Origin of the sequence: Flavobacterium sp. 22659 (assembly GCF_052044235.1) — a bacterium.
GTDB lineage: Bacteria > Bacteroidota > Bacteroidia > Flavobacteriales > Flavobacteriaceae > Flavobacterium > Flavobacterium johnsoniae.
In genome coordinates this window covers 23568-46332 of record NZ_JBQEMU010000027.1, presented here as the reverse complement: position 1 = coordinate 46332, position 22765 = coordinate 23568, and the positions used below count along the sequence as shown (strand labels likewise).

Sequence of the window (22765 nt, the reverse complement as noted above, 5' to 3'; positions counted from 1 at the left end):
TTATATGTAAGTTTGACATGTCAAAAAACAAGCCATAATTTTACAAAAATAGTATTTAAACCTTTGCATACAAACTTATTTAATATCGTTTTAATATCATTTTTCCTAACAATAGGATGTGGTAAATCATATTCGCAAGAGATAAAACCTAAAAAAAAATCTTTACCTGCTGTAAAACAAACAAATAAGCCAGCTGCTGCTCCTGCAGCAACGACGCCCGCAGTTTCTACAGCAACTGTTGATACTATAAAGATAGATAGTATTAAGCCTAAAAAACAGTTTCTTGACGCTCCTACTAAATATAAAGCAAAAGATTATGCAAAGTACGACAAGAAAAACAAACTGCTTACTTTATATAATGAAGCTGAACTTTACTATAAAGATCTAGAGTTAAAATCTGGTATCATTATCTTAAATCTTGAAAAAGATGAAGTGTATGCCGGAAGAATAAAAGATTCTGCAGGAGTTTTGGTGCAGTATCCAAACTTTAAGCAGGGCACAAATGAAGTACAGCCGGATTCTATCCGCTTTAATTTTAAAACTAAAAAAGCTTTAATTTATAATTCCAGAACAAAACAAGGTGAATTAAACATCAAGGCTTCTGTTACTAAAAAAGAAAATGATTCTGTATATTTCTTAAAAGGAGCACGTATTACAACTGCTCAGGATATTGATAATCCAGAATACTATTTTCAAACCAGCAGAATTAAATTTGTACCCGGTAAAAAAATCGTTGCCGGTTTGACACAAATGGTAATTGCTGATGTTCCTACTCCACTTGCTTTACCTTACGGTTTTTTCCCTTTAAGTAAAGAAAAAAGTGTTTCAGGTATTATTATTCCAAGTTATAACGATTCAAATACAAGAGGATTTTCTCTTCAAAATGGAGGATATTACTTTGCATTGAGCGATAATTATGATTTAACTGTTTTAGGAGATTATTATACCAATGGTAGTTACGCCATGAGGTTTGAGTCTGCTTATGCAAAGAGGTACAAATATCGAGGAAATATTAACGTTCGTTTTGAAAACCTGATTAACAGCGAGAGAGGTTATCCAGATTATTCAAAGCAAAACATTTACAATATTCAGTGGTCGCACTCTAAAGATACGAAATCAAACCCTAATTCGACTTTTTCAGCTTCTGTGAATATGGGTAGTAGTAAGTATTTTAAGCGATCTATAAATCAGGCTAATATTGGATCGAACTTAAATAACACTTTGAGTTCGTCTATTTCATACAATAAAACCTTTAATACTATTCCGGGATCGCGAATCTCCCTTTCTGCCACACACCAGCAAAATACGCAGACAGAAGAGATTTTAATGACACTTCCTAACTTCCAGGGTAGCATTGACCGTATTTATCCTTTTGTGGGCGAAAACGGCGTTAAAAAAGGTTTCTTTAAAAACATCAACCTGCAGTATAATGTAACGGGTAAGAATAACTTTAAAACAACCGATTCATTATTTTTCAAACCGCAGATGTTTAGAGATGCTCAAATTGGTATGCAGCACAGTATTCCTATCAGCACCAACTTTAAAATTTTCAAATATTTTAGTGCCGGAGCATCTACAAATTATCAGGAAACATGGGTTACCAAAACGATTGATAAAAATTATGATGCCAGCAAAGGTGAAGTAGCCAATACAACCGTAAATGGTTTTGATGCATTTAGAACTTATAATTTCAGCACCAATTTAGGAACTACCATTTATGGTACTTTTAATTTTGGAACTGACAAAAAAATACAATCTATCCGCCACGTCATGAGACCGAGTATTACATACTCTTATACTCCAAGTTTTGAAAGGTATTACGATCATTATACTGTAGATGCTGCGGGAAGAATTTCAACAGATGAATATACGAGGTTCGAAAACGGTATTTATGGCGCTCCTGGTAAAGAAAACTCTAACATTGTAGGTTTCTCATTAAGTAACACTTTTGAAGCTAAAGTAAGAGACAGCGACAGTACAAAAACTGAACCTAAAAAAATTATGCTGCTGAACAATTTAAACTTCAGCACGAGCTATAATTTTAATGCCAACGGAAAAGAAACTTTAGCCTGGCAGCCAATTATCGTAAGCGGTGGAACTCAGTTTTTTGAAAATAAAATGAATGTCAATTTTGGAGCTGTTTTAAATCCTTATGCTATTGACAATGCCGGAAATGTGATAAACATGTACAACATTGAAAATGGCGGAAGTTTATTTAGAATGACGAGTGCCAACATTACAATGAATTACTCGTTTTCGAACAAAGGAACCGGAAAGGAAAAAAACACCCAGAGTCAGCGAAATGGTGGTCGTAATGACGACTTATTCGGGACCAATACTGATTTAAATGACAGCCGAAACAGCCAGTTTGCAAACGATCCGGATCGTGAAGAAGATGTTATAACTGAATTTTTCAGTTCAAAACTGCCGTGGGATATGACAATGGCATATTCTCTTACCTACTCTAATGCAAACCGCGAGAATAAAATAACCGGAAACTCAATTATGATTTCTGCCAATATGGATATTACTCCTAAATGGAAAGGCGGGGTTTCTACTGGTTTTGACTTTGTTCAAAAGGGTGTTACTTTTACTCAGTTCCGTTTTGAAAGAGACTTATTAAGCTGGAGAATGGCATTTAACTGGCAGCCTATGGGAACAAGTTCAAACTGGAACTTCTTCATAGGAATTAAATCTGGTATGCTTAGTGACATTAAATGGAACAAACGAAGCACTATAAATCGATAATTCATCGACTTAAAATAATTTTATCATGAAAAAAATAATCTTTACAGAAAAGGCTCCGGCTCCTATCGGTCCTTATAATCAAGCCGTTTTATCAGGAAACACATTGTATGCTTCTGGCCAGATTGCAATTAATCCGGCTACAGGAGAATTAGTTACTGATACTATCAACAACGAAACGACTCAGGTAATGGAAAATATTGCAGCTATTCTTGAAGCTGCGAATATGACTTTTGAGAACGTAGTTAAAACTACTATCTTTATTATGGATATGAACAATTTTGGTGCTATAAACACTATTTACGGTTCGTATTTTAACGAAAAAACCGCTCCAGCACGTGAAACGGTTCAAGTGGCATGTCTGCCAAAAAATGTAAATGTTGAGATTTCTATAATTGCTGTGCAATAGCATCTAATAATAATTGTGCCGTTGCTTCATTTGTTGCCAGCGGCACATTATGTACATCACAAACACGAATCAGCATATTAATATCTGCTTCATGAGGATGACTGGATAATGGATCTTTAAAAAAGAAAACCATTTGTGTAATTCCTTCTGCAACTCTTCCAGCAATCTGCGCATCACCTCCTAAAGGCCCTGAAAGCATTCTCTGGGTTTTAAATCCCGCTGCTTCGGCTTTTCCTCCAGTTGTTCCGGTACCAATAAGTCTGATTTTTTCATTATGAAGCACAGCTTCATTTTTAATCAAAAAATCAATCAAATCAGCTTTTTTACCGTCGTGTGCGATAATTGCAATTTCCATAAACCCAGAACTATTGATTAGCGACATGGTAAGCAATTAAACCGTCAATAGGTCTTCTTAATACATTTCCTAATTTAAGCTCGTACTTATCGAAAGTTTCCTGCAATTCATCTTTTAAATAAAAAGCAATAGAACCAACAAAATGTACTGGAACTTCTTTACAGTTGTCAAACTGTTTGATATAATTTTTAACGAAAGATTTCATTCCTTTGAAAATAATTTTTCTGCAGAATTCAGTGTCTTTATGTTTGATTAAAAACTTAGCAAAAGTTGCCAAATAAGCATTTGGGTTTGGCTCTTTATATAATTTGTTTTTAATAAAATCCGGATCAACATCGTACTCTTTTTCAAGTTCAACCGCTAATTCTTTTGGCATTTTATTAAAATAGTATTTTCTAATTAGTTCTTTTCCAAAAACGTTTCCGCTGCAGTCATCCATTACGATATAACCTAATGACTGAACTTTTTGGTGCAATACTTTTCCATCAAAATAACTGCAGTTAGACCCAGTTCCTAAGATAGATACGATTGCTTCTTCTCCTTTTGGAGTTGTAGCATAAACAGCAGCATAAGTATCTTCCTGAACATCAACAATAGCGTTAGTAAAATACTCCTGAAAGATTTGTTTTAAAGCTTCTTTCATTCTGTCTGTTCCACAACCTGCTCCATAAAAGAACAAATGTGTTGCATTTTTTTTGTTTTGTAAAATATCGAAACGGTCGTTTAATCTTGAGATAATTTCCGGTCCGTCCAGAATTTCAGGATTTAATCCTAATGTTTGTGTGGTGAACAATACTTTTCCGTTATCATCAATTGCAATCCAATCTGCTTTAGTAGACCCACTATCAACTATTAATTTCATTTTATTTTTTGTTTTTGGTTTAGTTTTTCCTCAATAAGTGTAGTTTTTACATTAATTAAAGACGTAACAAAATAAGAAAATCCCGTTACTTTGATGATAACGGGATTTTGCAAAAATATATAATATTATTTTAAACCTGCGATATGCACAGACAAATCGATTAATTTGCTTGAGTATCCGTACTCATTGTCATACCAAGATACTAATTTGAAGAAAGTAGAATTTAATCCAATTCCTGCACCAGCATCAACGATTGAAGTTCTTTTATCAGAGATAAAGTCTTGAGAAACAACTGCATCTTCTGTATATCCTAAGATACCTTTCATTTCGTTTTCTGAAGCTTTTTTCAATACAGCTAAGATTTCTTCGTATGTAGTTTCTTTAGCAACTTTTACAGTTAAATCTACAACAGAAACGTCAGCAGTAGGTACACGGAAAGACATTCCTGTTAATTTTCCATTTAAAGATGGAATAACTTTTCCAACCGCTTTAGCAGCACCTGTTGAAGAAGGAATGATGTTGATTGCAGCTGCACGTCCACCTCTCCAGTCTTTTCTAGAAGGTCCGTCAGCAGTCATTTGAGTTGAAGTAGTTGCGTGAACAGTTGTCATTAAACCTTCAACGATTTCGAAATTATCGTGGATAACTTTAGCTAAAGGAGCTAAACAGTTTGTAGTACAAGAAGCGTTAGAAACAACTAAATCAGAAGCTTTTGCAGTTTCGTGGTTCACTCCCATTACAAACATTGGAGCATCAGCAGATGGAGCAGAAATGATAACTTTTTTAGCTCCTCCTTTTAAGTGCTCGCTTGCAGTTTCGATAGTTGTGAAGATACCAGTACATTCTGCTACTACATCAACATCAACTTCGTTCCATTTTAAGTCAGCAGGATTTCTTTCTGCAGTGATACGGATGTTTCTTCCGTTTACATACAATTTTCCTTCTTTAACTTCAACAGTTCCGTTGAAACGACCGTGAACTGAATCATATTTTAATAAGTAAGCTAAGTGATCTACGTCTAATAAATCGTTGATCGCTACAACTTCTACATTATCTCTATTGAAAGACTCTCTAAAAACGATTCTTCCGATACGTCCAAATCCGTTTATTCCTAATTTTACTTTTGACATTTTACTAAATTTTTGCTTTTGTTTTTATTATATTAATTCAAAGTCTAATTTCCTCACAATAAACTTCTTCTCTTTTAAACTTTTATCTTATATAATTATGTAGACATAATGTCTGACACTCTCAATAATTCTCTATCAATTTCAGATTTACCTTTAATTGCCTGCTCCAGCGGAGTTAAAACAACTTTATCTTCCTTAAGACCAACCATGTAGTTTGATTTTCCTTCAATTAAAGACTCAACTGCTTTTACACCAAGACGGCTTGCCAGAACACGGTCAAAACAAGATGGTGAACCACCACGCTGCATGTGTCCTAAAACAGATACTCTTACGTCGTATTCAGGTAAATTAGCCTCAACGTAATCTTTTAATTCGAATACATTTTTACCAATTTTATCACCTTCGGCAATAACTACTATACTTGATGATTTTCCTGAAGCTTTACTTTTTTGAAGAGAGTCTAACAATCTGTCAAGACCTAAATCTTCTTCAGGAATAAGGATTTCTTCTGCACCGGCTCCAATTCCGGCATTAAGTGCGATGTGACCTGCATCTCTACCCATAACCTCTACAAAGAATAAACGGTTATGTGAACTTGCAGTATCTCTAATTTTATCTATACAGTCAACAACAGTATTTAAAGCAGTGTCATAACCTAAAGTAAAGCTTGTACCATAAATATCATTATCAATTGTACCTGGAATTCCCATTACAGGAAAATCGTATTCTGAGTTAAAAATTAAACCTCCGGTAAAACTTCCGTCTCCGCCAATAACAACTAAAGCATCGATTCCGGCTTTAAGAAGATTTTCGTGAGCTTTTTTACGGCCTTCCGGCGTTCTAAAGTCTACAGAGCGAGCCGATTTCAGGATCGTTCCTCCTTTATTTACAATATTATTAACGCTTCGAGGGCCCATTTCTTTAAAATCACCTTCGATCATTCCTTGATACCCTCTATAAATTCCTATGCATTCTATATTATGATAAGCACATGTTCGAACAACTGATCGTATTGCAGCATTCATTCCCGGTGAGTCTCCTCCTGAGGTAAGAACACCTACTTTTTTTATTGTTTTTGACATTATTTAAGTATTAAAGTTGTAAATTTAGCAAACATTCAGCACTTCTGCGGTTATATTTATTATAATTTAATAAAATCTGTTAAATTCAAACGTTTTCGTTAATAAGTTTTTTGATACCAAAAATTTCATTTAAAATAATAAATAGGGCATTTTTTAATTAATTCTTTAAAATTAACAATACCCAAAAGAAGTGTTATAAAAATCTCACTTAGAGCTTTTTAGAAAAAACTTACAAAAACTATAAATTTAAGCATAAAAAAACCATTCGTTGTTTCGAATGGTTTTTTTATACACTTTTTAACAAATTATCTAGAAATCATTGTCCGGAATTAAGCCTTCATTATTGTTTTGCGGTTTTGGCTTTTTCTCTTCTTCTTTTTCAGGCTTCTTTTTGTCTTTTTCTGCCTCGTTAGCGCTTTTAAAATTCAGATAATCCGGATTTAGATTTGAATCCTGAAAGTCATCTGATTTTTTAATCGCTTTCTCGAGTTTATGGCTTTTAAATAATTTATTCACCAATTCGCTGAAAGTATCAAAATCTACTTCATAAGAAATACCAACTCCCTGCGTATAACCAATTCCTTGTCCTATATAATTAATATCATTTTCTTTATTGAATAATCGAAGGTTCATTGATCCGTCTTCGTTTACACGGTATAAGATTTCAATATCGCCTACAATAGCAGATTCGTTTACTCCTCCTACCGGAACCCCTACTTTACCATTAATCGAAATCCTTTCGTTAATCTGCGATGAAATATTGGCTACAAACTGCCCGTCGGCTTCCTGACCTAATCTTCTGTCGGCAGAAATAAAATTCAGGTCAATATTAATAAGGTCGTTATCTGATTTGATAATTCCTCCTAATAAACTTGCAGCAGTTTCTGCAAATGTTCCTGACAAATCGCTTTGGTTAAATCCGTCCTGACTCATAAATGAACCTGTAGATAATAAATACAAAGCCTGCGTTTGACGAACGTCTTTATCATCTAACTTATATTGTATTTCAGATTTCAATACATTACTTACCGATGGAAACTGAATATCGAAATTAGGTTCAGGACTCGTTAAATCTCCTCTTAAACCAATTACAACTTCTACAGGTACTTTTTTATTGAAAGAAGAATTATCCAGCAATACGGCAGGATTTGCCGATGTTTTGTAAACGGCTTCTAAATTCAGCTGTGCTTTCATCGGGTTTCCTTCCCAAATAATAGAACCACCTTTTTTAACTGCGAATTTTTTATCGATTAAACCTCCGTATTTAAAGTTATAAGTTCCTTCGTATGCCTGGAAATCCCCCCACATATTAAATTTACCCAGTGTATTAATCTTAAATAACAGCGATCCGTATCCTTTTCCTTTCATACCGTGACCGGAATTTCTGTCAAGGATAACTTCTACTTCGGCATCCGGCGTAATGTCAAAATCAAATTCCAGCTCCAGACCATTGTAGTTTCTGGTTCTTTCAACAATTCCTTTTTGCAGGTTGTATTTTTCTTTTGGTGTTACAAAATGTATCCAGCTGCTTTCTCCCACACTTTGTACATTATTTATAGGAATCTTGACTTCGGTCCCTTTTTCAGATTTTGCATCAACCTTAATAAATAAACTTTCTGTTGGTCCTTTTATACTCGCAGTTCCGTTTATGAAGGCTGTACCAAAATAAGCAGCATCTTCACTATCTTTTGTATCAAGTGCTAATAAACGTTTAGAAGTTATGGTTAAATCTAATTTCCAGTCGCCAAAGTTATGATGCTCGATTGTTCCGTTCAGCAGTCCTTTTGTTTTATACTTAGTATCTGTTAACTGATTATTTCTAAACAAAAACTTCTCATCTGTTAAATCGATGACCGTTCTGTCGCTCAATTCGTAATCCGTATTTAGGTACGGAATTGTCATTCCGGCTTTTTCTACATATAAACGTCCGTTGATTTCAGGTTTTTTCAAATTACCCACAACTGCTGCATTTCCTGAAACAGAACCTCTAATATTCGATAAAACATCTCCTCCTATAGTTCCTAAAGTCGCAAGATTAAATCCTTCGAGTTTAAGATTCAAGTCCATAAAAGTTTCCTTATTCTCAATATTAAAAGTACCATTTGCCCTAAACGATTCTGCAAAACCATTTACGATAGAAGAATTTACGGTAAATTTTCTAAAAGTCTGATCTCCCGAAATATCAAAATTCAGAGTGCCTAAATCAACTTTATTCATATTAAGATGATCGACGACAATACTGGCTGTCGGCTGATAAACATCTTTATTCTGCTTATAATTTATGTTTCCGTTTAGATTTCCGTTAAAAACAAACTTCGAATTTGAAGGCGTAATTTTATTTATGTCTACATCTTCAAAATTGAGGACAATATCCTTATAATCTTTTCCTTTAATTATCCCGTTTAAATCAATTTTCTGGTTTTCGTGAGACAAAACTATATTGTCAATGGTAAAGTTTTTAAAATACTGATCAAAAACGATCTGATTATCCTTTGCGGCGTCTTCATTTAAATACCATAAATAGTCTTTAAACTTCATTTCAGATTTCTTGATTCCGACAATATTATTTTTCTTTTTGTCGATAGTGTGATATAAATCGAGATTAAAATAATCCTGTCCTTTATCTCCACCTTTAAACTCAGAACGAACAAATAAAGTATCTTTTGATGTTACGTTAATTAAATTGAAATCGCGGATTTTATAATAAGGTGTTTTAATACTATCGAGCTCAACGAATGCATTATAAAGCGGGTTTTTATTATCAATACTGATTCTGATATTATCAAAAGTATTTTTGGCAGCAGTAATTTGTTTGGATCTGAAACCAAATTTAAATTCCTGCAGGTCTGCATCAATTTTACCACGAACGACTGTACTGGAATCAATTTTTAATTCCGGATACAGCATTTCTACTACCTTATTATATACATGGAAATTAAAACGCAGGAACTGCCCTTTTTTAACTTTATAAGGTTTGTAGTTGGTATACAAACTTCCCACAGAATTCATAACCAGTTTATCCAGCTGTGCAAATTGAAATTTACCCACAATTCTTCCTTCAACAATATCTGCTGAATTAATGGTTATAGTTCTAAGTCTGTCATCATCAAAATTGGAACTTATTGTTACGTCATCAAAAACGTAAGTTGCCTGTGGATTTTGATATTCTGCATCTTTAATAATAATATTTCCCTGAAGATTCTCGATAGAATTTCCGCTTACCTGAACTACTGCATCACCTTTAAAATGAGAAATCGAATCGTTTACGAACCTCAATTTTTGTAAATCTGAATTTTCTACATTTATATGAAAATCATAACGGCTTTCACGTTTACTTAAATCTACTAATCCGTCAAAAGTCAAATTCAAATTTGGGTCATTAATCGAAAGCTGGCCTTTATAATAAGGAAGCTTGAAGTTTCCGTTTACAACAATATTACTGTATCTGTATTTATTGTAGTCTAATTTATTAATATCACCTTTAACAATTGTATTCAAATATTTTTCGGTAAAACCAACACCGTCAACATCTAAATTTAAGGTCGTTCGGCCAACGTCTTTTCGGCCTAATAAAGCGCCGATATTAAAATTATCCAAAACAATATTACCTGAATAAGAAGCTTTATCGATAAAATCCATATTATTCATATGAAGATTGACTTTACCGTTTCCTAAATCAGTTGCCATTTTAAAATCGGTTTCTAAAGCTGTTGTTGAAACTTTTGCTTTCCCGGTGATATTAAATTTACCAATTCTTTTCAGCTCTTTTGGAAGGCTTTTGCCTAAAATACCCGGAAGTATAAAAACCAGATTATCATAGCTGGCAATTAATTTATCAAACTTTCCGTCCATCGAGAACTTTTGTTCTTTTGTACCCAAAAGATTTTTAAAGTTGATATTTCCAAAGATTTTGGAACCATTTGCATCGCTCAGCCTTAAATGATTAAGGTTCAAATCATTTAAAGGTCCTTTAATCTTGGTTTTAACTTTAAAATGCTGGTTTTTACCCAGTCCGTCATAAAAATAACGAATATCGTTTGAAGCTATAGAAGACGAATCTAATGCTACATCAAAACGAACTTTATCTGTAAAATCAAGAAAATCTTTAACCTTATAGTTTAAAATTGCTTTTCCATAAATCCATGATCTCTTGGTTTTTATGGCAAGGTTTTCGACTTTAATCTGTTTTTTGGTATAACTGAATTTTCCGGCAAAATTAGAAACATACAAACCTCTGTGATCTAAAAATGAAAATCTGTGAATGTTAGTATTTACATCTGAACCATACAATTTAAAATCGCTGATATAGGCATTTAGCTTTGTAAAATCCAGGAATTTTGGTGTGTGCTTATTTTCATCAACAACAGAGAAATTTCCGTTGGTAATGTATGCGTTTCTTGCTGTTAAAAGGAAATGTTTAGTCGATTTTGTTTTTACCTGTTTTTCAGTTTCAAACAGTTTTATAAACTTATTGATATTGTTTTCGTCTTCGCCTTTATAGGTTTTAAGATTAAAAATCAAACCTGTTAAACGAATATCTCCAAAAATTAAGTCTCCATCGATTGCTCTTTTAATACTTAAAATATCAGTATTTATGAGGTCTGAATAGATTAAAGTTTTTTTATGATGATCTAAAATAAGTACTTTCTTTAGTTTTACGCCGCCAAAAATATTTATTGCCGCTTTATCAATACTAATGTTGGTTTTAAAATCTTTATTAAGAGTTTCGGTAATATATTTAGCAATTTTTGTCTGTACGACAGGCAGAGACAGAGTGATAGCAAGTATCAGCAAAAGTAAAATTAAGCCAATCAGGGTTCTGGATACTATTTTCTTTACTCTTTTGATAACGCTATTATTATTGTTTTTGTATTAATTTAATTTGAACAGACAAAGGACGGCTGTTTTGATAAAAATTCTTTAATTTTGGCATCTGCTTCAATCAAAGAAATTTCAAAATTTGATTTGTCAAATATAATCCAAAATTCGTGCCTTTATATGCAAAATTCAGAGGTTTTTATTCTTGCCATCGAAAGTTCATGCGACGATACTGCTGCCGCGGTTTTACATAACGACAAAGTACTCTCAAATGTTGTAGCCAATCAGTTAATTCACAATCAATACGGCGGTGTAGTTCCTGAATTAGCTTCGAGAGCACACCAGCAAAACATAGTTCCTGTAATCGATGCTGCACTTCGCAAAGCAAATGTACAAAAAGAACAGCTATCTGCCATTGCCTTTACACAAGGTCCTGGCTTAATGGGATCACTTTTGGTAGGAAGTTCTTTTGGTAAATCATTATCATTAGCATTAAATATTCCGTTAATTGCTGTAAATCATATGCATGCCCATATTTTAGCGCATTTTATTGACGAAGAAGGATACGACAAACCCGAATTTCCTTTTTTGGCTTTAACTATTAGCGGCGGACATACGCAGATTGTAAAAGTGAATAGTTTTTTTGATATGGAAATTATTGGAGAAACTACAGATGACGCGGTTGGAGAAGCTTTTGATAAAAGTGCAAAAATATTAGGACTTCCTTATCCGGGCGGGCCTTTAATTGATAAATATGCCAAAGAAGGAAACCCAAAAGCTTTTACTTTTACAAAACCAAAAGTTCCGGGATTAGATTTTAGTTTTTCCGGACTAAAAACGGCTATTTTATATTTCATTCAAAAAAACAAACAGGAAAATCCAAATTTCATCGAAGAGAACCTAAACGATATCTGCGCTTCAATTCAGCATACGATTATCGAAATTTTGATGGATAAATTAAAACTGGCTGTAAAAGAAACCGGAATTAAACAAATCGCTATTGGCGGCGGGGTTTCTGCAAATTCAGGAATCAGGACTACTTTAAAAGAAAGTGAAGCCAAATACGGCTGGAAAACTTTTATTCCAAAATTTGAATATACTACAGATAATGCCGCAATGATAGGAATTGTAGGCTACCAAAAATATTTATCAAAACGTTTTGAAGATTCTTCAGTAGTTTCTAAAGCGCGAATTCAGTTTTAATTATGCAGTTATTTTACAATCCGGATATAGACGAAACAACCGAGAGTTTTTCTTTTGATAAAGAAGAAAGCAAACACATTATAAAAGTTTTACGCAAGAAAGATTCAGATATTCTTCACGTTACAAATGGTCAGGGATTATTGTTTGAAACCGAAATTACTCTTGCATCTGATAACAAATGTATCGTGAGCGTTCTTTCAATAAAAAAATCTCCAGAACCAAAATTTCGTCTGCACCTGGCTGTTGCACCAACTAAAATGAATGACCGTTTTGAGTGGTTTTTAGAAAAAGCTACAGAAATAGGCATTCAGGAAATTACGCCAATTATCTGCGATCGTTCTGAAAGAAAAGTGATTAATTTAGAGCGTTTTGAAAAAATAGTTTTATCGGCAATGAAACAATCTAATGAAATGTTTCTTCCAAAATTAAACGATGCTGTTTCGTTTAAAGAATTTATCAAGCAAAAAAATCAAGGCTTGCAGTTTATTGCGCACTGCGAAGAAACCGATAAAAAATCTTTGAAAGAATCTTTAAAATCAAACGAAAACGTAACCTTATTAATTGGTCCCGAAGGTGATTTTTCTGAAAAAGAAATTGCATTGGCTCTTGAAAACAACTATAAACCGGTAACATTAGGAAATACTCGTCTGCGTACAGAAACTGCCGCAGTTGTGGCCTGCCATAGTGTTGTATTTTTTAATGAAGTTTAAATAAATTCCTAGGGTTTTGTGAAAAACAAAACGAGTAGACAAATTACAATTCTATGAAAAAAATATTTTATTTGCTTTTACTTTTTTCAATCACTTCTTTTTCACAAGAAATTGCATTATTAAAATACAGCGGCGGAGGCGATTGGTATGCAAATCCAACTTCACTGCCAAACTTAATTCGTTTTTGCAATTCGACTATCAATACCAGAATAAAAGCAAAACCTTCTACAGTTGAGCCAAGCAATCCTGATTTGCTTTCGTATCCGTTTGTACACATGACGGGACACGGAAATGTAGTTTTCAGTGATTCTGATGTTTCGAATTTGAGAAATTATCTAAACGGAGGCGGTTTTCTTCATATTGATGATAATTACGGAATGGATCAATACATTCGAAAAGAAATAAAAAAGATATTCCCAAATAATAATCTGGTCGAAATTCCTGCCAGTCATCCTATTTTTCAAAAACCTTTTCCTTTTCCTAACGGATTGCCTAAAATTCATGAGCACGACGGAACCCGTCCGCAGGCTTTTGGGATTTTTGTAGAAAACAAACTGGTTTTGCTATACACGTATGAATGTGACTTAGGCGATGGCTGGGAAGATGCCGAAGTACACAACGATCCAGCAAATGTTCGCGATAAAGCCTTAAAAATGGGCGCTAATATTATTAACTATATTTTCACTAATTAGTGACTAGTTAAAGTGATTAGTAACTAGTAATTCATCAAATTAAAAAGAAAAATTATTTAGATTCTGAGTCACCACTATTTACTATTTACTATTTACTATTTACTATTTACTAATTACTTTTCATTAATTACTTTTCACTAAAAAAATGCAGCTGACTCACGAAGAAAATCAATTTGAGAGAAAAACATTTCCAATAACTTTGGTTTGCGATCATATTTATTTTCAGCAGAATATTGGTTCGCTTTTTAGAATTTCAGAAGCTTTTGGTGTAGAAAATATTATATTTTTAGGAAAAGACATTCCGCTTACGCCAAGAAAAATCAACAAGACTTCACGCAGTACGCATCTTCATGTACCGCATCAAATTATTGAAGAAATGGCAGAATTAACCGCTTATCTTCAAGAAAACAACTTCGAAATTATTGCTTTAGAAATTACAAGCAACAGTAAACCCCTGAAAGAAGTTCTAATTCCAAAGGATAAAAAAACGGCACTTTTGATAGGAAGTGAAATTGCCGGAATTTCAGAAGAACTATTAAAAATTTCACATCAAATTGTTCACATTAATATGTTTGGAAAAAACTCAAGCATGAATGTAGTACAAGCTGCCAGCATTGCTTTGTATGAGATTACTTCTTTGTAATTTTTTGTTAAATTTTATAGAATAATGGGTTCGATTTTCGAATAATTATATAAACAAACTTTCAAAACCTCGACAAAAAGCAAATAACAACGTTAAAATGCAATAAAAAAATTAATAAGTAAGAAAAAACATCTTAAAAATATTTTTAACTTTTTTGTAAGAACTAGATTATACAAGGGATTGTAAAATTCTCACAAATAAATCTGTATAAAAATTTGGCTACAAATAGTATTTGTTATAAAATTGCGATCTGATTAACTAAAACTATTATTTTATAACAAAAACCCCTAGAATTTATGAAAAAAGTTATTATTACCGCAATTACAGCATTAGTGCTGTTTTCATGTCAAAATGATCAGGCTGAAGGAACAAATTCTGAAGCAGCAGCACAGCCAACTCTTCGTACTTGCGCAAGTCAGGATGTTTTAGAAGCTCAATTAAAAGCTGATCCAACATTAGCAATCAGAATGAACGAAATTGAAGCTTACACAAACAAAGCTTTACTTACAGGTAAACTTGTAAATGGAAAAATTGAAATTCCTGTTGTAGTAAATGTTCTATACAGAACAACAGCAGAAAATATTTCAGCTGCACAGATTCAATCTCAAATTGACGTGTTAAACAAAGATTTTAATGCATTAAACTCAGACTACAATAGTGTTCCTGCATTATTTGCTGGTGTAAAAGCAAACGTTGGAATTACATTTGTATTAGATCAAATTATCAGAAAATCAACAACAAAAACCTCTTGGGGAACAAATGATGCCATGAAAAAAACGGCTCAGGGCGGTTTAGCTCCAACTTCTCCAACAACAAAACTTAACTTATGGTCTTGCACAATTGGAGGCGGAATTTTAGGTTATGCACAATTCCCTGGTGGAGCTTCTTCTACAGATGGAGTTGTAATTGATCCAAAATATTTCGGATTATCAGGTGCTGCAAATGCTCCATATAACTTAGGAAGAACTGGTACTCACGAAGTGGGACACTGGCTGAATTTACGTCACATTTGGGGAGATGCAACTTGCGGAAGCGATTTAGTTGCTGATACTCCAACTCATAATGCAGCAAATTATGGTGTACCTGCATATCCACACTACAGTACATGTTCTGGAACTCCTGTAGAAATGACAATGAACTACATGGATTATACGGATGATGCTGGAATGTACATGTTCTCTAACGGACAAAAAAATAGAATTGCGGCTATTTTTACAAGTGGAGGTGCAAGAAATTCTTTTGCACAACCTTAATAAAAAAAATCTAATTAAAAGCGGGATGATTTCATCCCGCTTTTTTTTTACTAATTATTTTTAGAACGCCCGAAACACTAGAATTATAAAAGCTTTTTCCTATATTTATATTCTAAATTTTAAATATGATAACGTCAAAAACTATTTCTAACGGAATCTTACGAGCATTGGCAACAATCTTAGTAATAGGTATCGTTTTATACTTCTTATATGAAATACAAACCGTAATTGTTTATTTATGCGTTTCCCTGATATTGTGTTTAATTGCAAATCCGCTGGTTTTATTTTTAAAAAATAAACTAAAATTCAGCAATTCAATGGCCGCTGCAACTACAATTATCTTTTTTATTTTTCTTATTGTAGGCTTTATTCTGCTGTTTGTGCCTTTAATTATTTCTCAGGCAAATAATCTGGCTTTATTAGATACGGCACATCTTCAGGCTAAATTTATGGAGACAGAAAAACATCTTGAAGAATATTTTAATATTCAGCATATTGATTTAAATAAAGTTATAAAAGACTCTAAACTAACTTCGGTATTAGATTTTAGTTATTTCACCGGATTTATCAATTCAATTATCAATTTTATGGCCGATATGGGAATGGGATTGGTATCGGTGTTTTTTATTACTTTCTTCTTTATAAAAGACCAGACTATTTTTAAAGATCAGGCCAGAAGAATACTTCCAGATTCTAATGAAGATAAAATTTTAAATTCTATAACAAAAATCAACCACTTACTAACCCGATATTTTATTGGTTTATTATTGCAGTTAATCGTCGTGTTTATTCTGTATCTGATTGTGTTATTAATCTTTGGAAACAAAAACGCATTTGTAATTGCTTTTTTATGTGCCATACTAAATATTATACCTTATTTAGGTCCTATTATTGGAACTACTTTGGCTGCGATTTTAACCATGATTAGTATGATTGGACAGGATTTTCAATCAGAAATTCTGCCTAAGACCATTTACGTTGTTATAGGCTTTTTAGTCGTTCAGGCAATTGACAATAATATAAGCCAGCCGATAATTTCGTCAAAAAGCGTAAATTCGCACCCGTTAGAAATATTCCTAATCATCTTAATCAGCGGTATTACATTTGGAATTGTCGGGATGATCATTGCAGTTCCGGCTTTTACAATGATTAAGGTAATTTTAAAAGAATTTTTTCCTAACAACAAGATTGTATCTGTATTAACCGAAAGAATTTAGCTTTGAATAATCCTATTTTGCATCCAGAGATTCAGGAATTTATAATTCAGAATACTGGTGCAGATTTAACAAAATTGGCGCTGCAGAAAAAACCGTTTCCAGATGTGGAATGGATTTCGATTTTAAACCAGATTGAAGCAAGAACTAAAGCAAAGGACAAGTTACCAACCTGGTTTTCTGCCAAAGATATTATCTATCCCAGCAAAATTTCTGTTGAACAAACCTCATCAGAAAAAACAGCTGCTTACAAAGCTTCTTTAATCGAAGGTGAAACTTTAATTGACCTAACCGGTGGTTTTGGAGTTGATGACTATTATTTTTCTCAACGATTTAAATCTATTGCGCATTGCGAAATAAACGAAGATTTATCAGCTATTGTCAGTCATAATTTTGAGCAGTTACACGTTAAGAACTCCCATTTTTATGCAGATGATTCGGCAAATGTTTTAAATAACCTCAACCAAAAATGGGACTGGATTTATATTGATCCATCGCGAAGAAATGATGCAAAAGGCAAGGTTTTTATGCTCAAAGACTGTCTGCCAAATGTACCGGAATCTTTAGATTTTTATTTTGAAAAAAGCGATTCTATTTTAATTAAAACTGCTCCTTTACTCGATATTTCTGCAGGTTTATCTGAATTAAAATCAGTGAAAAACATTCATATTATAGCGCTTGAAAATGAAGTAAAGGAACTGCTTTTTGAAATTCACAAAAATTATTCAGGAGAAATTACATTAAAAACTGCCAATATTTTAAAGGACAAAATAGAAACTTTTGAATTTGTTTTAGGTGCCGAAGGTCAATTTCCATCGTATAATCTTCCTCAAAAATACCTTTACGAACCTAATTCGGCTATTATGAAATCGGGCGGTTTTGATGAAGTCAGTACATCTTTCAAAATAAACAAACTTCATAAACATTCACATTTATATACTTCAGACGATTTAATTGATTTTCCCGGAAGAAGTTTTGAGATCGAAAAAGTCATTTTGTACAATAAAAATGATATGAAAAATGAGCTTTTAAATAAGCAGGCAAATGTTACAACACGTAATTTTCCAGAAACAGTAGAGAACATCAGAAAGAAGTGGAAAATAAAAAATGGTGGAAATTTTTATTGTTTTTTTACAACTGATAAAAATGATAACAAAATAGTTTTAATTTGCAGAAAAATAAACTAGAAATGAAACAACTAATTACACTAACACTTTTTTTATTAACCTTCGCCGCATTTGCTCAAAAACCATGTGAATACAGTGTAAACGTAAATGACTCTATTGGATCTTATAAAGTAACAAACGAATACTTAATGAGTGAAAAGTATTTTGGAGGAAGCTTCAATTATATTTTCTTTTCTCTGGCACAAACTGATGGTCTGCCAACTTTAAATTTACAAAACATTCAAAAAAGCAAAGATTTCATAAAGGCAAATTGTTTCGATAAAAACTCTAAAATCTTTTTACAATTAGAGAATGGAAAAATTGTTACTTTAATGCATATCAACCAGGAAAACTGCGGTACACTTGTACGTGATGATAAAGGCTTTGATAACAGAGTTAACACCGGTATTTTTATGTTTGTGAAAGAAAATTATGAAGAGCTGAAAAAATCTCCTATATCGATCATGCGAATTAAATATCTAACGAACATAGAAGATTATATCGTAAAAGCCGATCTTACATCTGAATTAACCGGTAAAGTAACGCACCCCAATACTTACTTTATAGAAAATATTAGATGCGTAGAATAATTTAATTGCAATTCCATTTTTGATTCGAAACATTATCTTTTAAACCTGCTTTTAAATTATAATGCCACCATTCTGAATCAAATGAATTGAAACCATTTTCTATCATTATCTTTTTTAAGAATTTTCGGTTTGATAAAACTTTTTTAGAAAAATTGGTATAATTATGAGCGGCTTCTGGTCCAAAAAAATCAAAAGCAGTTCCCATATCCAATTCTTTCCCGTTCATATCAACCAGCGAAATATCAACGGCTCCTCCTCTATTGTGGATGGAGCCTTTTTTTGGATCGGCCACATATTTTGGATTTGATACAATTTCCCACATTTTTTTCTGAATCGACAAAGGACGATAACAATCGTAAAGCTTTATTTTATAGCCTTTTTTAATAAAATCTTTGTTCGCGGCAACCAATGCTTTTACTGTTTTTAAACGCAGTAAACATTCAGCACAGTCATATACTTTGGCTTTTAAGAAATTATCTTCTGTTGCATATTTCATATCATACACAAAATCTTTGCTATAATCTTTTAGATTTACAAAAGTGGTATCGGCAATCTGTTGTTGTACAGGTTCTGTATAAGCTTCATGCTGTGCATGGGCAGACACTGCCCCAAAAATCAAAAAAGAAAAAGATAATATTCTAAAAAAATGTAACATATAGTTATAATTTACGTCTATCATAAAAAGTAAATATAGAAATAATAATTAAATTCGTTTAACCCAAAAACTTAGTAATTATGATTCATAAAGTAACATTATTATTTCTGAGTTTATTTTTCATGGTAATTTCTGTATCTGCACAGCAGACTAAAGCAGCAAAACTGGCAGATCAGGAAAACGCTTATGATATTCAGGACAGCATATCTATCAAAACGCGTGACGGAGCAATATTATCTGCCATGATTGCCCGCAAAAAGAACGATAATGAACCGCAGCCTGTAATTCTCCAATATACAATTTATGTTAGAGATAAAGGCAGAGACCTAAAATCGATCAAAGAATCTGTAGATAAAGGCTATATCGGGATTATAGTTTATTCGAGAGGAAAACGTTTCAGCCCAGACGAGATTAATCCGTATGAAGATGAAGCTAATGATGTTTACGACGCCATAGACTGGATCAGCAAACAAAAATGGTGCAATGGAAAAACGGCTATGTATGGCGGCAGTTATAACGGATTTACGCAATGGGCTGCCTGCAAAAAAATGCATCCGGCACTTAAAACAATTGTTCCTTCTGTTGCAAACAGACCCGGAATGGGACTGCCAATGGAAAACAATGTTTTTATAAATCCAAATTACGAATGGGCGTTTTATGTAGGAAACAATAAATATCTGGATACAGTAACGAATAATAACAGACCTCGTTTTAGAGCTTTAAAATTTAGATGGTGGGAATCTGGAACAGCGTACAAAAAACTAGACAGTATAGACGGCGAACCAAACAGATGGTTTCAAAAATGGATAAGCCATCCTTCATTTGACTCTTACTGGCAGAAAATGGCGCCTTATAAAACTGATTTTTCACAGATTAATATTCCTGTTTTAGCATTTGACGGTTATTATAACGATTCTCAAAATTCAAGTTTGTATTATTTAAAAGAACTTCAAAAATACAGCCCGAAAACCCCTTTTTATCTGGTAATTGGACCTTACGGACATTTTGGAACTCAAATTGGCGGTGAAGCTGTTTTAAACGATTACAAAGTCGATCCTGTTTCTTTGTTTGATATCAAAAAAATCACTTACGAATGGTTTGATTATATTTTGAAAAACGGCGCTAAACCAGAAATTTTAAAAGATAAAATTAATTATGAAGTCATGGGAGCAAATGAATGGAAAAGCGCTCCTTCATTTGAAAAAATGCATAACAACTATCTAACCTTTTATTTGACTTCTGCCGTTTCACAAGATTTTCGTCTCGCAGATACTAAGAAGCCCAAAAAGAAAGAATTCTTAACACAAGAAGTTGATTTTGCTAACAGAGAAATCAGCAATAACAATTATTATCCTAGTCCGATTATTCAAAAAGAAGTCAACAAAAATGACGGTTATTTTTTTATAAGTGAGCCTCTAACTGAACCTTTAATTGTAAACGGTTCTTTTTTGGGAGAAATTAAACTGAGCATCAATAAAAAAGATTTGGATTTGGGCGTAACCCTGTATGAAGTAACTCCAAACGGAGAATATTTTCATCTCTCCTACTACATTGGACGCGTCAGTTATGCAAAAGATATTGAAAAAAGACAGCTTTTAGAACCTAATAAAATAGAAACAATTGCTTTTTCTAATACGCATTTTGTAAGCCGGCAGCTGAGCAAAGGAAGCCGATTATTGATTGCATTAAATGTTAATAAAAATCCTTTTTCGCAATTGAATTACGGAACAGGAAAAGAGGTCAGCGATGAAACAATTCTCGATGCCAAAGAGCCTTTAAAAATTAAATGGTACAATGACAGCTTTGTAAAAATTCCAGTTTTGAAATAGTTCTCTTTTCAGCTAAAAACATATTCTCTAAATAAATTAACTCCCATTTTAACAAACCATAAAATGAAACAAATCCTATTGGCATTACTTATTCTGATATTTTCTACACAGCAAATTCTTTACGGGCAAAAAGCAAAAAGCAACATTAATATTCAGGAATCGATTAAGCTTGAAACTGATAAAATCTTTGACAAACTTGTTCAGATTAGAAGAGATTTTCATGAAAACCCTGAACTGGCCGGCAAAGAAAAAAGAACTCAGGAAGTTGTCAAACAACATTTACTGGATTTAGGTCTTCAAGTCGAAACTGATATTTACGGCTACGGACTTTTAGGTATTTTAAAAGGTGATAAAAAGGGAAAAAATATAGCATGGAGAACTGATATGGATGCTCTGCCAAACGATTTTCCTGATAAATCTGATTTTAAATCTAAAGTAAAAGGTGTTCAGCATGGCTGTGGACATGACGTACACTTGGCAGTTGCATTAGGGATTGCAGAAGTTTTAGCAAAACACAAAAAATCACTTCAAGGCACGGTTTATTTTATTTTTCAGCCCGAAGAAGAAACCTTTAAAGGAGCAAAAGCGATTGTTGAAAATAAAAAATTCGCACAATTTAAACTCGATGAAATTTATGCCCTTCATGTAACAGCTTTGCCTGCCGGACAGATAATGGTAAAACCAAATGAAATGTATGCCTACCAAAAAGAAATAGGAATACAGTTTAAAAATGTATTATCAAAGGAGGAAGTAAAAGATCTGTCTGCCAAAATCCGTAAATCATTAGTCAGAACTATTAATGGCAGTAAACCGTGGGAAATTCAATCTATTTTAGATCCTAAAATTGGATTAACAAATCCAAACACCATATTCAAAGATTACTTAATTGCCGATGAAAATTTTAGAAGTTATTCTAAAAACGACACATTCCGTCTAAATGCAGAAATCTATGAAACTGATGCTTCAAGAGTAAAAAATATTATTCCTGCTGTTGAACAGGTAATTAAAGACAATAATCTCGGTTCGCAGCTCCTTTCTGTTTCGTTTATAAAAGAAAACCCAACCGTTTTAAACCATCCAGATTTAACACACAATTCTGTAAATACACTTGAAAATATTTACGGAAAAGGATTTGTTACTGCCGACTACGGGCAAATTCCTTATTTCAATGATGATTTCGCTTATTTTCAGCAAAAAGTCCCAGGAGTGTATTTCCTTCTTGGAGGTTCTAATTTCGAAAAAGGAATCATAGCCATGAATCACACTCCCAATTTTGAAGTCGATGAAGAATGCATTAGAGCTGGAGTAAGAACATTTTCTTCGTTACTGTTTCAAAGATGTAAATAGAACTTAGAATATTAAAATATAAAAAAAGCGGTTTCAAATGAAATCGCTTTTTTTATGTTGTG

At 33.0% G+C, this 22765-nt stretch carries 18 protein-coding genes; 12 read left to right on the top strand and 6 right to left on the bottom strand.

Translation table 11 applies throughout. The annotated features are described in order from the left end of the window. Positions 1-12 precede the first annotated feature (12 nt). Together ACTJIW_RS21355 and ACTJIW_RS21350 are read left to right on the top strand one after the other, a co-directional pair. Positions 13-2748 carry a putative LPS assembly protein LptD gene (locus tag ACTJIW_RS21355; protein ID WP_440715842.1) on the top strand — a complete coding sequence of 912 codons (2736 nt, stop codon included), beginning with the start codon at positions 13-15 and terminating at the stop codon, positions 2746-2748. Between the two features lie 25 nt (positions 2749-2773). Continuing rightward, a complete protein-coding gene (locus ACTJIW_RS21350) occupies positions 2774-3154 on the top strand; it encodes a RidA family protein (RefSeq protein WP_433812709.1) in 381 nt (126 codons plus the stop codon). Here ACTJIW_RS21350 and ACTJIW_RS21345 read toward each other — a convergent pair. The 5 genes from ACTJIW_RS21345 to ACTJIW_RS21325 form a co-directional block, all read right to left on the bottom strand. After that, positions 3135-3509, bottom strand: coding sequence for a methylglyoxal synthase (locus ACTJIW_RS21345; RefSeq protein ID WP_044048067.1), 375 nt, complete (start codon positions 3507-3509; stop codon positions 3135-3137). The two genes, ACTJIW_RS21350 and ACTJIW_RS21345, sit on opposite strands and share 20 nt — an antisense overlap. Positions 3510-3519: 10 nt before the next feature. Next, complete coding sequence (locus tag ACTJIW_RS21340; RefSeq protein ID WP_012026554.1) at positions 3520-4371, bottom strand: N-acetylglucosamine kinase-like protein; 852 nt, start codon at positions 4369-4371, stop codon at positions 3520-3522. Positions 4372-4496: 125 nt separating this feature from the next. Next, positions 4497-5501 (bottom strand): type I glyceraldehyde-3-phosphate dehydrogenase, encoded by a 1005-nt coding sequence (gap, locus tag ACTJIW_RS21335; RefSeq protein ID WP_012026555.1) that lies wholly within the window; start codon positions 5499-5501, stop codon positions 4497-4499. Between the two features lie 95 nt (positions 5502-5596). Next, on the bottom strand, positions 5597-6583 hold the full coding sequence (gene pfkA / locus ACTJIW_RS21330; RefSeq protein WP_012026556.1) for a 6-phosphofructokinase: 987 nt from the start codon (positions 6581-6583) through the stop codon (positions 5597-5599). A 309-nt stretch (positions 6584-6892) separates the two neighbouring features. Then, positions 6893-11377, bottom strand: coding sequence for a translocation/assembly module TamB domain-containing protein (locus ACTJIW_RS21325; protein WP_440715843.1), 4485 nt, complete (start codon positions 11375-11377; stop codon positions 6893-6895). A gap of 204 nt (positions 11378-11581) precedes the next feature. Here ACTJIW_RS21325 and tsaD point away from each other — a divergent pair, with 204 nt between their 5' ends. The 8 genes from tsaD (at position 11582) to ACTJIW_RS21285 (ending at position 18872) form a co-directional block, all read left to right on the top strand. Then, entirely contained in the window at positions 11582-12604 is a 1023-nt protein-coding gene (gene tsaD / locus ACTJIW_RS21320) for a tRNA (adenosine(37)-N6)-threonylcarbamoyltransferase complex transferase subunit TsaD (protein ID WP_012026558.1), read from the top strand. A gap of 2 nt (positions 12605-12606) precedes the next feature. Next, positions 12607-13314: a 16S rRNA (uracil(1498)-N(3))-methyltransferase gene (locus ACTJIW_RS21315; RefSeq protein ID WP_012026559.1), complete on the top strand. Its 708-nt coding sequence runs from the start codon at positions 12607-12609 to the stop codon at positions 13312-13314. A gap of 53 nt (positions 13315-13367) precedes the next feature. Beyond that, on the top strand, positions 13368-14006 hold the full coding sequence (locus ACTJIW_RS21310) for a DUF4159 domain-containing protein (RefSeq protein ID WP_073408377.1): 639 nt from the start codon (positions 13368-13370) through the stop codon (positions 14004-14006). Between the two features lie 145 nt (positions 14007-14151). Beyond that, a complete protein-coding gene (locus ACTJIW_RS21305) occupies positions 14152-14649 on the top strand; it encodes a TrmH family RNA methyltransferase (RefSeq protein ID WP_440715844.1) in 498 nt (165 codons plus the stop codon). 296 nt (positions 14650-14945) lie between these two features. After that, positions 14946-15902 (top strand): zinc metalloprotease, encoded by a 957-nt coding sequence (locus ACTJIW_RS21300; RefSeq protein WP_274250829.1) that lies wholly within the window; start codon positions 14946-14948, stop codon positions 15900-15902. A gap of 125 nt (positions 15903-16027) precedes the next feature. Beyond that, positions 16028-17119 carry an AI-2E family transporter gene (locus ACTJIW_RS21295; protein ID WP_440715845.1) on the top strand — a complete coding sequence of 364 codons (1092 nt, stop codon included), beginning with the start codon at positions 16028-16030 and terminating at the stop codon, positions 17117-17119. Between the two features lie 2 nt (positions 17120-17121). Beyond that, complete coding sequence (locus tag ACTJIW_RS21290) at positions 17122-18303, top strand: THUMP-like domain-containing protein (protein WP_440715846.1); 1182 nt, start codon at positions 17122-17124, stop codon at positions 18301-18303. A gap of 2 nt (positions 18304-18305) precedes the next feature. After that, the gene (locus tag ACTJIW_RS21285; protein WP_012026565.1) at positions 18306-18872 is read left to right on the top strand and encodes a hypothetical protein; all 567 of its coding nucleotides are present in this window, start codon (positions 18306-18308) and stop codon (positions 18870-18872) included. 1 nt (position 18873) lies between these two features. Here ACTJIW_RS21285 and ACTJIW_RS21280 read toward each other — a convergent pair whose 3' ends face one another. Continuing rightward, on the bottom strand, positions 18874-19527 hold the full coding sequence (locus ACTJIW_RS21280; RefSeq protein WP_044048069.1) for a M15 family metallopeptidase: 654 nt from the start codon (positions 19525-19527) through the stop codon (positions 18874-18876). A gap of 80 nt (positions 19528-19607) precedes the next feature. Here ACTJIW_RS21280 and ACTJIW_RS21275 point away from each other — a divergent pair, with 80 nt between their 5' ends. After that, positions 19608-21356, top strand: a complete 1749-nt coding sequence (locus tag ACTJIW_RS21275) for a CocE/NonD family hydrolase (protein ID WP_012026567.1) — start codon at positions 19608-19610, stop codon at positions 21354-21356. 63 nt (positions 21357-21419) lie between these two features. After that, positions 21420-22703, top strand: coding sequence for a M20 metallopeptidase family protein (locus ACTJIW_RS21270; RefSeq protein ID WP_440715847.1), 1284 nt, complete (start codon positions 21420-21422; stop codon positions 22701-22703). Positions 22704-22765 lie beyond the last annotated feature (62 nt).